At 70.5% G+C, this 14,857-nt stretch carries 12 protein-coding genes; 1 reads left to right on the top strand and 11 read right to left on the bottom strand.

Features of this window, described 5'->3' with window-relative positions; genetic code table 11:
• Positions 1–25: 25 nt before the first annotated feature.
• The 10 genes from LR394_RS04480 to LR394_RS04435 form a co-directional block, all read right to left on the bottom strand.
• Positions 26–880 (bottom strand): sulfurtransferase, encoded by an 855-nt coding sequence (locus LR394_RS04480; protein WP_231439068.1) that lies wholly within the window; start codon positions 878–880, stop codon positions 26–28.
• Entirely contained in the window at positions 858–1,907 is a 1,050-nt protein-coding gene (locus LR394_RS04475; RefSeq protein ID WP_231439067.1) for a ketopantoate reductase family protein, read from the bottom strand. The genes LR394_RS04480 and LR394_RS04475 overlap by 23 nt, the downstream gene beginning before the upstream one ends.
• On the bottom strand, positions 1,904–3,526 hold the full coding sequence (locus LR394_RS04470) for a dipeptide ABC transporter ATP-binding protein (protein WP_231439066.1): 1,623 nt from the start codon (positions 3,524–3,526) through the stop codon (positions 1,904–1,906). The genes LR394_RS04475 and LR394_RS04470 overlap by 4 nt, the downstream gene beginning before the upstream one ends.
• Positions 3,523–4,404, bottom strand: a complete 882-nt coding sequence (locus tag LR394_RS04465) for an ABC transporter permease (RefSeq protein WP_231439065.1) — start codon at positions 4,402–4,404, stop codon at positions 3,523–3,525. The genes LR394_RS04470 and LR394_RS04465 overlap by 4 nt, the downstream gene beginning before the upstream one ends.
• An 11-nt stretch (positions 4,405–4,415) precedes the next feature.
• Positions 4,416–5,396: an ABC transporter permease gene (locus tag LR394_RS04460; RefSeq protein WP_231439064.1), complete on the bottom strand. Its 981-nt coding sequence runs from the start codon at positions 5,394–5,396 to the stop codon at positions 4,416–4,418.
• The gene (locus tag LR394_RS04455; RefSeq protein ID WP_231439063.1) at positions 5,393–7,018 is read right to left on the bottom strand and encodes an ABC transporter substrate-binding protein; all 1,626 of its coding nucleotides are present in this window, start codon (positions 7,016–7,018) and stop codon (positions 5,393–5,395) included. The genes LR394_RS04460 and LR394_RS04455 overlap by 4 nt, the downstream gene beginning before the upstream one ends.
• 25 nt (positions 7,019–7,043) lie before the next feature.
• Positions 7,044–8,195, bottom strand: a complete 1,152-nt coding sequence (locus tag LR394_RS04450; protein ID WP_231439062.1) for an acyl-CoA dehydrogenase family protein — start codon at positions 8,193–8,195, stop codon at positions 7,044–7,046.
• Complete coding sequence (locus LR394_RS04445) at positions 8,192–9,352, bottom strand: LLM class flavin-dependent oxidoreductase (protein WP_231439061.1); 1,161 nt, start codon at positions 9,350–9,352, stop codon at positions 8,192–8,194. Before LR394_RS04445 ends, LR394_RS04450 begins: the two co-directional genes overlap by 4 nt.
• A gap of 335 nt (positions 9,353–9,687) precedes the next feature.
• Positions 9,688–12,033 carry a GGDEF domain-containing phosphodiesterase gene (locus LR394_RS04440; protein WP_231439060.1) on the bottom strand — a complete coding sequence of 782 codons (2,346 nt, stop codon included), beginning with the start codon at positions 12,031–12,033 and terminating at the stop codon, positions 9,688–9,690.
• Positions 12,034–12,041: 8 nt separating this feature from the next.
• On the bottom strand, positions 12,042–12,968 hold the full coding sequence (locus tag LR394_RS04435) for an EamA family transporter (protein ID WP_231439059.1): 927 nt from the start codon (positions 12,966–12,968) through the stop codon (positions 12,042–12,044).
• A gap of 69 nt (positions 12,969–13,037) precedes the next feature.
• Between LR394_RS04435 and LR394_RS04430 the strand changes: the two genes are divergently transcribed.
• Positions 13,038–13,922 (top strand): LysR family transcriptional regulator, encoded by an 885-nt coding sequence (locus LR394_RS04430; RefSeq protein ID WP_231439058.1) that lies wholly within the window; start codon positions 13,038–13,040, stop codon positions 13,920–13,922.
• On the opposite strand, the gene LR394_RS04425 is transcribed toward LR394_RS04430, so the two are convergent.
• Positions 13,911–14,807, bottom strand: coding sequence for a phosphatase PAP2 family protein (locus tag LR394_RS04425; RefSeq protein ID WP_231439057.1), 897 nt, complete (start codon positions 14,805–14,807; stop codon positions 13,911–13,913). The two genes, LR394_RS04430 and LR394_RS04425, sit on opposite strands and share 12 nt — an antisense overlap.
• Positions 14,808–14,857: the final 50 nt, after the last annotated feature.

Below are 14,857 nucleotides of genomic sequence, written 5' to 3'. Positions count from 1 at the left end.
GGTAGCTGCGGTGAAAGAGCCTGTCTCAGAAAGGTTCGCGGCCGGTGACCACCGGGGTGTCGGGCAGTGCGGCCCACTGCGAGTAGGACCCCGGGTACAACGGCACCCGGTCGGGGTCGAATCCGGCCACCGCCAGGGCCAGCAGATCGTGCGTGGCGGTCACGCCGGATCCGCAGTACACGCCCACCGGGCGCTCGTCGCTCACGCCAAGAGCCTCGAACTTCTGCTTGAGGACGTCGGGGGCGGCGAATCGTCCGTCGTCACCGATGTTTCCTACCGCGGGAGCGCTCACTGCGCCAGGAATGTGGCCCGGGCGCGGGTCGATCGAGGCGGCTTCGCCGGTGTAGCGCTCGGCCGGGCGGGCATCGAGCAGCAGCCCACCGTCGGCGACGAAGGGCAGCACACCCTCGACCGGGATGGTGGGCAGCTTTCCCTCACCGAGCGTGACATTGCCGGCGGCCGGCTCGGGGGCGTCGCCGGTGGCCAGCGCCTGCCCGGCCTCCTTCCAGGCCCGCAGCCCACCGTCGAGCAGACGCACCTCGCCGTCGAACCCGGCCCAGCGCAGCAGCCACCACAGCCGGGCCGCGGACAGCAGGCCGGCGTCGTCGTAGGCCACCACCGTGTCGGTGTTGTTCAGGCCCCACGAGCGGGCCGACCGCTGGAAGGCCTCGGCGCTGGGCAGCGGGTGCCGGCCGGTGCCGGGGCCACCGTGCGCGGCCAACTGCTCGTCGAGGTCGACGTACACCGCCCCCGGGATGTGCCCGGCCCGGAACTCGTCCGGTCCGGGCGGGCCGCCGAGCTTCCAGCGCACGTCGAGCAGTCGCGGCGATCCGTTCTGCTGGAGCGTGAGAAGTTCGTCAACGGTGATGAGCGGGCTCATGCGTTCTTCCTTCGGATCGGCCGACGCGGTTGCGAGGGCCAACGTAGTTCGGTGAGCGGTCGTTGGTGAGGACGTCGGCGACGTGGTGGGTGCCGGGCGGTAGACCGGCCGCGGCCTGAGCGCCGAGCAGTCGCTGCAGCCGCTCGTTGACCGGGGTGGGCACCCGGTGCCGACGGCCGAGCAGCACGATCTCGCCGTTCAGGTAGTCCACCTCGCTGGAGGCCCCACGGGCGAAGCTCTGCCAGGTGGACAGGTGGCCGGGCTCGTGACCGGGTACCGGTTCCACGCTGAGATGGCCCGGCGCAGCCTGGGTGACCTCGATGCCGGCGGCCCGGAACACCGCGCGGGCCTCCTGCACCAGCTTCTCGCGGGCCTGGTCGCGCTCGCTGTCGCTGCCCTGCAGCACGCCCAGGCCGTTGGCCAGGTTGAGCAGGAGCTTGCGGGCCTTGTAGGCGCGGATGTCCTCGACCAGGCTCCCGTCGTAGCCGGCTTCGCGCAGGTCACGCAGGTACTGCTCGGCGTGCGGCTCATGAGCGGCGGGCCGTGGGTAACGCCCCAGCCAGACCACACCGATGATCGGGTACGACGGGGAGACCACCTCGCCGGGGGTGAGATAGCTGGCCGCCACCCCGATCGAGACGCCGTACACCTGGGCGAACCGGCGCAGGGCGAGGTCCTCGGTGGCCAGGCCGTTCTGGAAGGTGAGCAAGGGCAGGTCGGCGGCCACCCGGTCCGGCGCCACCGGCTGCCAGGCCCACTCGGCCAGCACCTGCTCGGCATCCTGGGTCTTGGTGGTCAGCACGAGAACGTCGTCCGAGGTGAGCTGAAGTTCGTGCGGGCCGGCGACCACCGGCACCCGTACCTGCTCGGTGTTGCTTGGCCTGCGCACCCGCACCCCGTGGGCCCGGATCGCCTCGAGGTTGCGGCCCCGGGCCACCAGCACCACCGGCTTGCCGGCCAGGTGCAGCTGCGCGGCCAGCAGGGCACCGATCGCCCCGGCCCCGATGATCACGTAGCGGCTGCTCATGATGTGGTCCCGGCATGCTCCCGGGGGCTCCGGCCGGCGATCGCGCTCAGCAGCTCCTGGGTGTACTCGGACTGCGGGTTGCTGAACACCTCGGCGGTGGGGCCCTCCTCGACCAGGCGCCCGCCCCGCAGCACGGCCACCCGGTGCGCCAGGCCCGCCACCACGGCCAGGTCGTGCGAGACGAACAGGTAGCTCAGGCCGAGGTCGTTCTGCAGCGTGGTGAGCAGGTTCAGGATCTGCTCCTGCACCCGCACGTCCAGCGCCGACACCGGCTCGTCGAGCAACAGCAGGTCGGGCTCCAGCGACAGCGCCCGGGCGATGGCCACCCGCTGCCGCTGCCCACCCGAGAGCTCGGCGGGCCGGCGGCCGGCGAAGTCACGCGGCAGGCCGACCGCGTCGAGCAGCTCGTGCACCCGCCGGCGGCGCGTGGTGCGATCTCCCACCCGGAACGAGACCAGCGGTTCGCCGATCGTCTGCTCCACGCTGAAGCGCGGGTCGAGGGCGGCGAACGGGTTCTGGTGCACCAGCTGGAAGCGCCTGCGCAGGGGGCGCAGCTGCCGCCAGCCCAGATCGGTGATGTCCTGGCCGTCGAACCGGATCCGCCCCGCGGTGGGGGTGATCAGGCCGAGCGCCGAGCGCAGGGCCGTGGTCTTGCCCGAGCCCGACTCCCCCACCAGGCCCAGGGTCTGGCCCTTGGGGACCTGGAGCGTGACTTCGTCGAGCGCGCGGAAGTTACCGCCGCCGGGCAGCGCATAGTCTTTGGTCAGCCTTTCCAGCTGCAGGATCGGCTCGGGGGTGCGTTCTCCGGCCTCGCGCACAGTCACCGAGAAGCCCGGCGCGGCGCGGAGCAGTTCCTTGGTGTACTCGTGCTGCGGTGAACCCAGAACCGTTGCCGCCGGACCGCTCTCGACCACCTCGCCGGAGCGCATCACCACCACCCGGTCGGCCCGGTCGGCGGCCACACCCAGGTCGTGGGTGATCAGCAGCAGAGCGATGCCGCGCCCGGCCACCAGGCGGTCCAGGTGGTCGAGGATCCGCTTCTGCACGGTCACGTCCAGAGCGCTGGTGGGCTCGTCGGCGATCAGCAGCTCCGGTTCCCCGGCCAGGCCGGCCGCGATCAGCACCCGCTGCCGCAAGCCGCCGGAGAGTTCGTGCGGATACTGCCGGGCCCGCAATTCCGGGTTCTCCAGACCGGCAGCCGACAGCGCAGCCAAGACCTCCGCGTCCACACTTCTTTTTGGTACTTCCGGTTGTCTGCGGCGTACGGATTCGGCCACCTGCGGGCCGATCCGCCGAGTGGGGTTGAGCGTGACCGTCGGGTCCTGCGGGATCAGCGCTACCACGCGGCCGCGCAGATCACGTAAAGCGCGCTCGCTCGCGCCGGTGACCGGTTTGCCGGCAACGGTGATGGAACCGCCTGTCACCGCTCCGGTTCCGGGCAGCAGGCCGAGTACCGCTGCGGCCAGAGTGCTCTTGCCCGATCCGGATTCACCCACCACGGCAACGGTTTCGCCCCGGCCGATGCTGAGCGAGATGTCCCGGACGGCGGGTACCGGCGGGCGGTGACGATGCGGACGATAGGCCACCGACAGTCCCTGGATCTCCAGAATCGCGCTCATCGCTGAAGCTCCTCAAGGCTGCGGGAAATGTGGTTCAGGCTGAACACCGTCAGCCCGACGAAGAGCCCGGGCAGCAGGGTGAGCCACGGTGAGGTGATCAGGTAGCTACGGCCCTGCGAGATCAGCGTGCCCCACTCGGCGGCGGGCGGGGCCGCCCCGAAGCCGAGGAAGCTGAGCGCCGAGATCGCCAGGATGGCCACGCCGAAGTCCAGCACCGCCAGCACCAGCACCGGCCCCCAGCTGTTGGGCAGGATGTGCCGCACCAGCACCCGGGTCCACGAGGCGCCGCCGGTGCGGGCCGCCTCGATGTAGGGCAGGGCCTTGATGCTCAGCACCCGGGCGCGGGTGATCCGGGCGAAGCCGGGCACGATGCCCACCCCCACCGCCACCGCGATCGGTAGCGTGCCGAAACCCAGGGCGGTGACGATGGTCAGGGCCAGCAGCAGGCGCGGGATCGCCAGCAGCACGTCGACCACCCGCATCAGCACCGAGTCCGGCCAGCCGCCGAAGAAGCCGGAGACCACGCCCAGGGTCAGGCCCACCACCACGGCGATCACGATCGCGCCGAGGGTGGCCTGGATGGTCAGGGTGGAACCGTGCAGCACCCGGCTGAACAGGTCGCGGCCCAGCTCGTCGGTGCCGAACCAGTGCTCGGCCGAAGGGGCGAGCAGCTTGTCCGGCCCGGCCGTGGCGTTCGGGTCGTAGCGGGTGAACCAGCCCGGCACCACCGCCGAGACCAGTACGAAACCCACGAAGAGCAGGGCCAGGATCAGCCCGGGACGGGCGGTGAGCAGTCCCAGTCTCCGCGGACTCCGCTGCCCGGCAGCGACTTCGGGGACCACCCGCGTCCCCAGTTCTGGTGCGAGATCGACCGACATGACCAACTCTCCTAAGAGACCCGTGGGGTGTGCGTGATCCGCGGGTCGAACAGCGGGTACACGAGATCGATGAGCAGGTTGATCACCACGAACACGGCGGCCGCGAGCACCACGATCGCCTGGACCAGGGGCACGTCCTGGGCCAGCACCGCCTGCTGGGCCATCTGCCCCACCCCGGGCCGGGAGAACACTGTCTCGGCCACCACGGCCTCGGTGACCGTGGCGCCGAGCAGCAACCCGAGCAGAGTCAGCGTGGGCAGCAGAGCATTTCGCAGCGCATGCCGGGCCTGCACATACTGACGGCTCAGACCGCGGGCGGCGGCGGTGGCCACGTAGGGCTCGGCGAGCTGGTCGTCCAGGCTGCGGGTGAGCACCTGGGCCAGCATCGCCGCGGTGGGCACGGCCATGGTGATCGCGGGCAGGACCAGACTGGACGCGCCCTGGGTACCGGTGGCCGGGAACCAGCCCAGCTCGAACGCGAACACCTGGATCAGCAGCAGCCCGACGAAGAACGGCGGCAGCGAGACCCCCACGGCCGGAAGCCGGTTCAGCACCGTCTTCAACCAGGCCACGCGAACGTAGGCGGCCAGGTAGGCCAGGGTGCCCCCGAGCACCAGGGCCAGGCCGATCGCGGTCGCGCCGAGAGCCAGGGTGGAGGGCAGCCTTTCGGCCAGCAGCTCACCGACCGGGCGGTGCAGCGAGATGGACTGCCCGAAGTCACCGCGCAGCAACCCGCCCAGCTGGTCGAAGTACTGCGTGGCCAGTGGCTGGTCCAGGCCGTACTGCTGCTTGGCCGCGGCCAGCTCGGCCGGGCTGAGCTCGTCGACCTGCACGTTGGCCGCGGCCAGCTGCAGCTCCACCGGATCGCTGGGCAGGAGGTAGAGGATGCCGAAGGTGACGGTGTACACCGCCCACAGCACGATCACCGCCTGCAGCACCCGCCCGGCCAGGTACCTGGCCGTCGAGCTGGTCAGCCACTTCACCGACGTCACTGACTGATCCAGATGTCGTTGGCGCGCAGGAAAGCCTCACTGGTCCAGGCGAACCCGTGCACCTTCGAGGCCACCCCGGCCGTCTGCACCCGCTCGTACAGCGGGAACATCACGCCCTGCTCGAGGATCAGCTTCTGCAGATCGGCGTAGGTACCGGCCCGCTTGTCCTCGGCCACGTCCTGCAGGCCCTCGGCGAACAGCCCGCTGATCTCCTTCTTCGTGGCCGGGTCCTGGGAGAGCTGGGCGGTGCCGGCCTGGCTCACGCCGGAGTCCAGCACCGAGCCGAGCACGCTGGGGTCGGCCCGGGTGTAGTAGGTGGCCAGCAGGTCGTAGTCGCCGTCGGCGGCCGCGGCCTGGTACTGGGCCAGGGTGAGCACGTTCAGCTCGACCTTGATCCCGACCTGCTTGAGCTGGTCCTGCACGAGCTGGTCGCCCGGGGTGGTGTTCTGCGCCGGGATGGTCAGGGTGAGCGGCTCACCGTCCTTGGCCCGGTAGCCGTCCGCCCCAGCTGTCCAGCCGGCTTCGTCGAGCAGGGCCTTGGCACCTTCCGGGTCGTAGGCCAGCACGCCGGAGGAGTCGGTGGCGTACGGCGTGGTGTTGTCGAACGGCCCGCTCACCACCGGGTAGCCGTCCCAGAACACGGTGCTGGCGTAGCTCTTACGGTCGATCGACTTCTGCAGCGCCTGACGTACCTTCACGTCGGCCAGCGGCTTGCCCGCGCCGACGTTGGGAAAGTAGCTGCTGCTGATGCCGGGCAGCGAACGCGACTCGATGCCGGCGCCGGTGGCCTCGATCACCTTCTGGTCGGCCTCGGAGATCGGCAGGCGAGGCCAGGCGATGTCGATCGCACCGCTGGTCAGGCTGCCGACCCGGACGCTGTCCTCCTTGATGTAGCTGACCTCGATCGCGTCCAGGTAGGCGTCGCCCTGGTTCTCGATCAGCTCCGAGGGCCAGGCGTAGCCGTCGCGGCGGCTGAGCTTGGCCTCGGTGGCGGCGGTGTAACTGTCCAGGGTGAAGGCGCCGGTACCGACCAGGTTGTCGCCGGTGCAGCGTTCTTCCGGGGTCTGCCGGTACGTCTCCGGGCTCAGGATCGCCAGCGTGGTGGTCGAACTGGCCTGCAGAAAGGCGCTGTTCGGCTGGTCGAAGTCGACCTTGACGGTGTAGTCGTCGACCACCTCGGTGGACTTGTAACCGGCCGTGTAGGTCAGGCCGAGCAGCGACTTGGCGCCCAGGGCGTGGGTCGCGTCGTAGGCGGTCTTGACCGCCGCGGCGTCGAACTTGGTGCCGTCGGAGAAGGTGACGTCGTCACGGAGCTTGAAGGTGTAGCTGGTGGCGTCGTCGTTCACCTCCCAGCTCTCGGCCAGCCAGGGCACGATCTTGCCGGTCTCCGGATCCTGGTCGGTGAGCGAGTCGGCGAACTGCCGGTTCAGCGAACGACTCTCGATCCAGTACACCTGGTTGGGATCGATGCAGCCCTGGGCGTCGTCCCAGAAGGCGATGCGCAGCGTGCCGCCCTTGACCGGGTTGCCACCGTCGCCGTCGTTCGCGGCGTCCGCTCCCCCGCCGCAGGCGGCCAGGGTGGCAAGGGCGGTCAGGGCAAGCAGAGGACGTCTGTATCTCATCTTTGGGGTCACTTCCTGTGCGGGCTCAGCGTTTGAGGGAGGTGCGGCCGGCGATCAGCAGGGCCGCGTCGTCCTGGGGCGGGTGCACCCTCGAACAGAGCACGTCGCGCAGGTGGCGTTGCAGAGGGTTGTGCCGGGTCAGCGCCGGGTTGCCGAGGGCCGCCACGGCGGTCTGCACGGCCATGACCGCGCTACGGGTGGCGATGATCTTGGCGCTGAGCACCCGGCGGCCGGCTCTGGGGTCGTTCGCATCGAGGCCGGCGGCCAGGCCGAGCAGCACCTCTTCGGCCTGGATGAGCTGGACCTCGATCTCACCGGCCACCGACTGGATGCGCTCGGTGCTGGCGATCGGGCGGCCGAGTGAGGTGGGGATTCGCTCGTTGGCGAACTTGACGAACCAGGCCTGGGCGGCGCGGGCGACGCCGACGTACAGCGCGGACAGGCCCAGGCCCAGCGCGCCGGGCAGGTCGCGGCCCTGCTCGGAGAGCGGAACCCCGCGGAAGTTGTCCTCGGGGATGAAGACGTCGGTGTAGATCACGTCGTGGGTGCTGCTGGCCCGCAGGCCGAGATGGTCCCAGGTACGGATGATCTCGATGCCCGGGGCGTCACCCGGAACCACGGCGTGGGCGAGCAGCGGGTTGTCGTCCGGATCGGTGGAGGTGGTGGCCCACACCAGGTGATAGGCCAACCCTTCCGAACCGGTCGCGAAACCTTTGCGGCCGTTCAGGATCCAGCCGCCTTCGACCTTGCGCACCGTGGTCGCCGGCAGGCCACCCCGGGCCGGGGCACCCCACTCGGGTTCGGCCCGCACCGCATTCAGCAGTACCGGCCGGTCGTACGAGTCGGCCACCACCTGGCGGTACAACTCCTCCGGCCACCACGGCGCCTTGGCCTGTGCCTGGTGCTGGAACACCGTCATAGCGGTGAGCAGCGCCACCGACGGATCGCCGGCCCCCAGTGCCTGGAACAGGCGAACGCTGTCGACCGCGCTGAGACCCGCTCCCTGGTATTCCTTTCCGATCCCCGCCCGCAGCAGCCCGGCATCGTGCACGATCTGAATGCCGACCCACGGAAACTCGCCCGTGCGATCGTTCTCGGCCGCCCCCTCAGCCAGCCGCTCCTTGACGTCCTGGAGCAGGTCGTCCCCCAGTTCGACATCAGCGATCTGCAGCGTCACGACGTCACCAGGCCACTGTTCTCCAGCGGATCCTGCCGGACCACGGTACCGCGCTCACCAGTGGCCTCACGGTGCGCAAGCTCCTGCCGCACAAGCGGAATCAGGTAGCGACCGTAGTCCACCGCGTCGTTCAGGTTGTCGTAGCCGCGGATCGAGATCAGATCGGCGCCGAGGTCGATGTAGTCGAGGATGGCCGCGGCCACCGTCTCGTAACTGCCCACCAGAGCAGTGGACGCCCCGGCCGCGCCGGTCGCGGTGGCCGTGGGGGTCCACAACGCGCGGTCGTGCAGATCCTTCTTCGAGGCGATCTCGAGCAGGCGCTGCGAGCCGACGTTGGCCGGCCCCTCCGGGCCGTTCCAGTTCTTGGCCTGCGACCACAACGACTTCGCGCCCTGGGTGGTACCTTTCAGCACCTCCAGCGTGCGGTGCGCCTTCTCCCAGGCCAGCTCCTCAGTGGGGGCGATGATCGGGCGGAAGGTGACCCAGGTACGCGGCACGTCACTACGCCCGGCCTTACGTGCCTCTTCGCTGAACCGGCTGATCTGCTGCGCGGTCTCGGCCAGCGGCTCGCCCCAGAGGCCGAAGATGTCGCCGAGCGCACCGCCCACCCGGTAGGCCTCGTCCGACGAACCGCCGACGCTGACCGGGACGGTGCCGTTGACCGGCCGTACCCGCGAGACGAAATCCTTGAACCGGTAGTACTTTCCCTCGTGGTCGAAGGGTTCGGTCTCACTCCAGACCCGGCGCAGGATGCGGATGTACTCCTCCTGCCGCTCGTAACGGCTCACCTTGTCCAGGGTGTCGCCCTCGCGCAGCTGCTCATGGTCGCTGCCGCCGGCGATGAAGTGGACCACTGCGCGACCACCGGAGAGCTGGTCGAGCGTGGCCAGAGCCTTGGCCGCCACCGTGGGGTACAGCGTGTTCGGGCGCAGCGCCACGATCGGCTTGATCCGCTCGGTGTACTGGGTCACCGCGGAGGCGATGGTGAACGGGTCGTGCCCGGGAGACCCGTAGGGCACCAGGGTGTAGTCGAAGCCGCCGTCCTCCAGCAGGCGGGAGTAGCGCTTCAGGTAGGGCACGTCGATGTCGAACCGGCCGAGCCGGTTGATCTCGTTGGCCGGATTGACGTTGATCGCGCTGATGAACTCGACAGACATGGTGCACCGTCTCCCCGGATCATGGATGTGGCCGTGCGGCAGCGCACCACCGACCGGCAAAAGTCGGGTGGCGTGCGTTTTTCAGTGCTTTTTCAGGACGGTCCGCCGGTCACCCGGAACCCGGGCCGGACGGAACCGGACGATACGAAGGACGGGCGCCCACCGGCGTCCTCAGGCAGTGATCTCTCGAAGAGTCAGCAGCGACAACAACAACCGGCCGCAGCGGCGGGACACGGCCCCGCCGTCGACGTGCTCACCTGTTCCATGTCGATTACTCTACCTAGACAGTAGAGATTGTCCAGACCCCGACGCATCACAGCGACGAGGGTCAGCCATCACGTCTGGTGATGGGTCGCCGGCTCGGGCAGGCTCTCGCCGTCCTTGCGCATCTCGTCGGCCAGCGGGCCCGGCATGCTCAGGTGGTAACCCTGGCCGAACTCCACCTTCAGGCTGCGCAGGCAGGACAGTTCGGCCGCGGTCTCGATCCCCTCGGCGATCACGCTGCTGCCGATCTTCTGGGCGAAGGCCGCCAGCGCCCCGGCCAGGGCGCGCTTGGCCGGGTCCTCGTCGATGCCGCGCACCAGCGAGATGTCCAGCTTGATGAAGTCCGGGACCAGGGTCAGCACGTGCCGCATGCTGGCGAAGCCGGCCCCGGCGTCGTCCACCGCCACCCGCATCCCGCGCTCCCGCCAGGGCCGCAGCACCTCGTTCAGCGCGTCGTAGTCGTCGACCGCCTCGTGCTCGGTGATCTCGATGACGATGCTCCTCAGCGGCAGCGAGGTGACCAGCCGGCCGAAGGCGGGCGAGACCAGGGTACGCGGGGAGACGTTGATCCCCAGGAACCCGCGCAGCGCAGGCAGAATCGTCAGGGCGTTGCGGACCGCGGCCAGTTCCAGCTCCAGGCCCACCCCGGCCCGGCTGGCCGAGGTGAACCACTCGTCCGGGCGGCCGCTGCCGGCCGGGAACCGGCTCAGCGCCTCCACGCCCACGGTACTCAGGCCCTCCAGGGCGTGCACCGCCTGGAACACCACGCCGGGCCCGCCGTTGGCCATCAGCCGGTCCATCCGGTCGAGCATCTGGTGCCGGTCGCGCTCGGTCCGGTCCTCGATGTCGACCAGGTCCATCACCACCGTGCCGATCGCCCGCAGCACCTCGGCGTCGCGTTCGCGCAGGGCTTCGTCGGGGGCGGTGGACCAGGTGCACAGGGTGCCGTAGAGCCGCCCGTCGCGCCGGTGCAGCGGTATCCCCACGTGCGAGCCGATCGACAGTTCGCGGGTCAGCGAAAGGGCCCGGGTGACCGGATCTTTTGCGGTGTCCGGGATGACCGAGGCGAGCCGGCCGTCGGTGAGCGCCTTGCAGTACGTGTCGTCGATCGGCTGCAGCTGGCCGACGCTGACCGGCACGTCGATCGAGGCCACCAGGTTGCGCACCCGCTGCTGCCCGGTCCTGCCCTCGAACGTGCCCAGGAAGGCCACGTCCATCCCGAGCTGGTCCTTGGCCAGCTGGAGCAGGGCGTCCACGCTGGTCAGCCGGCGCCCTACGGTCTCCACCGCGAGCGCCTGCACGGCCTCGGCCTCGGCCTGCCCCGGGATCTGTTCTTCAGCAGATTTTTTGGGCTGTTCGGGGATCTGCCGGACGGCCTCGTCCTCGTCACGACGGCCCACGTTGCGGCGCCGTTCCGGGCCGACGTAGGGCTCCTTCGGACCGTCCTCTTCGGAGGAGACGCTCGGCTGGCGCGGGATCCGGCGGCCGGCCGTCTGGATCTTGTCGGCGTACATCTCGACGTCGGCGGCTCGCCAGGCGGCCTGCAGGCCGGTGTTGCTGCGCCGCTGGCCCACCCCGAACGAGGCCGTCACCCCGGCCGCCGCCAGGGCCTTGCGCAGGTCGCTGAGCACGATATTGGCCTGTTCGGCGGTGGTCTCGGGCATCAGCACGCCGAACTCGTCGCCGCCGATCCGGGCCACGAAGTCGACCGAGCGCATCCGGCCGGCCAGTACCGTGGCGGTGGTGATCAGTACGTCGTCGCCGCTGGCGTGCCCGGTGCCGGAGTTGACCCGGCGCAGGCCGTCGATGTCGAGCACCAGCACCGCGGCCGAGCCGGCGTAACGGGTGGCCCGGGCGTCCTCTGCCCGAAGCGCGTCGTCCCAGGCCCGGCGGTTGGCCAGGCCGGTGAGCAGGTCGGTGAACTCCACCGGAGGGCTCTGGTCGCGGCGGTCCTCGCGCTGTACGGAGAGCTCGTAGCCCAGCAGGGCCCCGAGCAGGGCGGCCTGACGGCGCACGGCCGGCAGGTGGCGTTCCAGATCGGGCACCGGCCGGGCCGAGAGCCCGCTCAGAGCGCCGAGCACCTTGCCCTCGGGGGATCGCAACGGCACCATCAGCGCGGCACCGGCCAGCACCCGGTCGTTCTTGAAGGCCTGAGTCAGCAGGTGGTTCTCGGCGGCGTCGGGCACCGCCTCGGGCCGGCCCCACTCCACCACCTGGCAGCAGTACGACTCGGCCCAGGGCCGGGTCTGGCCGTCGAACAGGCCGAACGTGTCGTCGATGGTGAGCATGACGACGAGCTCCTCGTCGTCGCGGCGCAGGATCGCCCAGCTCTCCAGGCCGACCCAGGCACGCAGGTCGGCGAGCACGCCCCGGGCCGCCGACCCGAAGTCGGCTCCGCCCTCGCGGCCCGTCTCCACAGGAAGGTCTATCGGCTGATTCCGGTCCCGGCCTGAGCGTTGCGGGCCCGGGTGTACGAGCGGGTGGTGGTGATCGCGTTGGCGGCGATGACCATGACCACGCCGGCCCATTCGCGGGCGCCGAGCAGTTCACCCAGCAGCACGATGCCCACCACCGAGGCGAGGACCGGCTGGACGCTCATGAAGACGCCGAAGAACTGGGCCGGGACCCGGCGGAGCATCATCAGGTCGCAGGCGTAGGGCACGGCCGAGGAGCCCAGGCCGGCCGCGGCCGCCACGGCGAACGCGGCCAGGGTGAACTTCTCGTTCACGGCCAGGGTGATCAGGACCGGCAGGTAGAGGATCACCGCCACCGTGGAGGCTGCGGCCGGTGCCTGCAGGCCTGGGAGCCGGGCCCCGACCTCGGCGTTGAGCAGGATGTAGGCGGCCCAGCACAGGGCGCCGAGCAGTCCGGCGCCGATGCCCAGCCAGTCGCTGCTCGGGCCGGGCGCCACCAGCACCACCACTCCGGCTCCGGCCAGGACCGCGCAGGCGGCGTCCAGCCGGGTGCGGGAGCGGGCCAGTGCCACGCTCAGCGGGCCGAGGAACTCCAGGGTCACGGCCAGACCCAGGCCGATCCGGTCGATCGCGGTGTACAGGCCCAGGTTCATCACCGCGAACACCACCCCGAGGGCCAGGGTGGGCCACCACTGGCGCCAGGTGAAGCGGTGCATCGGTGGCCGGGCGATGGGCAGTAGGACGGCCGCGGCCACGAGCTGGCGGACCCCGACCACTCCGGCCGGGCCGATCGCGCCGAACGCCTGGGCGCCCACGGCGGCCCCGACCTGGCTGCTGGTGCCGCTGAAGAGCATGGTGGCGATGGAGATCGGGAGACTGCCGTGGAAGCCGTCGCGCTCGGCCCGGCGGGGCTCGATCAGGTCTTCTACCGTCGTCATACCGCCACTGTGCGACTCCTGCGGCGGGTTGGAGAAATGCAGCGCAGTCGCTATTCATACGATGAAGTCATGAATCCCCAGCGGCCCCCGAGACCGGGTCTGGAGCTGCGCCAGCTGCGCAGCCTGGTGGCGGTGGCCGAGAACGGGACCTTCACCGACGCGGCGATCGAGCTCGGGGTCTCCCAGGCCGCGGTCTCCCGTTCGATCGCGGCCTTGGAGGCCGAGCTCGGCGTGGTGCTGCTGCACCGCACCACCCGGCACGTCGAGGCGTCCCCGGTCGGGGTCACGGTGATCGCCCGGGCCCGCCGGATCCTGGCCGAGGTGGCCGAGCTGCAGCACGTCGTGGATCCGCAGCTGCGGCTCGGTTTTGCCTGGTCGGCGCTCGGCCGGCACACCGTGGCCCTGCAGCGCACCTGGGCCCGGCAGCATCCCGGCACCCGGCTGGCTCTGGTGCAGTCCAACACCCCGACCGCCGGGCTGGCCGAGGGCACCGCGGATGTCGCGGTGATCCGGCGGCCTCTGCCCGGGTCCCGGCACGCCCACATCACCACCGAACTGATCGCCACCGAGGCCCGTTTCGCCGCGGTGGCGACCGACGACCCGTGGGCCCGGCGCCGCTTCGTCCGGCTGCGGGACTTCGCCGGGCGGACCATCTCGGTCGACCAGCGCACCGGCACCACCACGCTGGACCTGTGGCCCGAAGGAGCCGGTCCGGCCCAGGTTCTGGACTCGCACTCGGTCGACGAGTGGCTGACCATGATCGCCGCCGGTCAGGCCGTGGGCATGACGTCGGAGGCGACGGTGGCGCAGTACCCGCGGCCGGGCGTCGTCTACCGCCCGGTGCGCGACGCCGAGCCCTCACCAGTGTGGCTGGCCTGGCGCCGCGACGAAACTCCCCTGCTGGTGCGCGAACTGGTCACCCTGGCCAAGGAGCTGTACGCGTCACACCGGTGAGGGCACCGGCTCGGGTTCCGGCCTGCGGGCGAGCGCGGTCGAGACCAGCCGCTGCACGGTCAGTACGGCGAGCATGATCGCGGCGGCCACGATCCCGTCCAGCCACCAGTGGTTGGCGGTGAGCACGACCACCAGCACGGTGAGCACCAGGTGGGTCAGGCCGATCCAGCGCAGCGGGCCCCGGCCGAGTCCGGTGATGTACCAGCCGACGATCGCGGCCCAGGCCACGTGCACCGAGGGCATGGCGGTGAGCTGGGCCGCCACGCCGGTGGCGTACTCGCCGTAGACCGACTGCCCGTACTGCAGGGCGGTGTCTACGAAGCCGGCACCGGGCAGCAGCCGGGGCGGGGCAACCGGAATCATCTGCACCAGAAGGCAGATCAGGGTGGTGCCGACCAGGGTGTTGCGGACCGCGCGGAACGACTCGCGGCGTCGCCACCAGATCCAGACCAGGAAGATCGCCATGCCGTTGAGGTGGGCGAAGGCGTAGTAGACGTTCATCGCCTGGACCAGCCAGTCGTGCGGCAGGACCAGTTCCTGCAGCCGTAGCTCGTCCGGCAGGTGCAGCAGCCGCTGCAGTTCCTGGACCTGCTCGGCGTGCTGGTAGGCGCCGTCGACCCGGGTGCGGACCAGCCGGCCGACGTACTGCCAGATCCCCAGCAGGGTCATCACCACGGCGAACTCGCGGGCGAACGAGCGCAGCACCTCCACCGGGCCGGAACGCGGGCTCAGCGAGAGTGCGCCCCACAGGACGGCGAGCAGCACGGCGCAGCCGGCGGACAGCTGCCAGCTCGGGTGCAGGTAGGTCATCGGTTCCCGCCGGGGTTCGACGGGCATTCCCTGCCAGGGTTCACCGGGCATTCCCCGCAGGGGTTCGACGGGCACTGCGCAAGGACATGAACGGCAGGGTACGGGCCGGTGACCAGGCCGGGCGC

The sequence above is a fragment of the Kineosporia babensis genome, from assembly GCF_021129305.1.
GTDB classification, from domain to species: domain Bacteria; phylum Actinomycetota; class Actinomycetes; order Actinomycetales; family Kineosporiaceae; genus Kineosporia; species Kineosporia babensis.
This window is presented reverse-complemented; position numbering and strand designations above follow the sequence as displayed.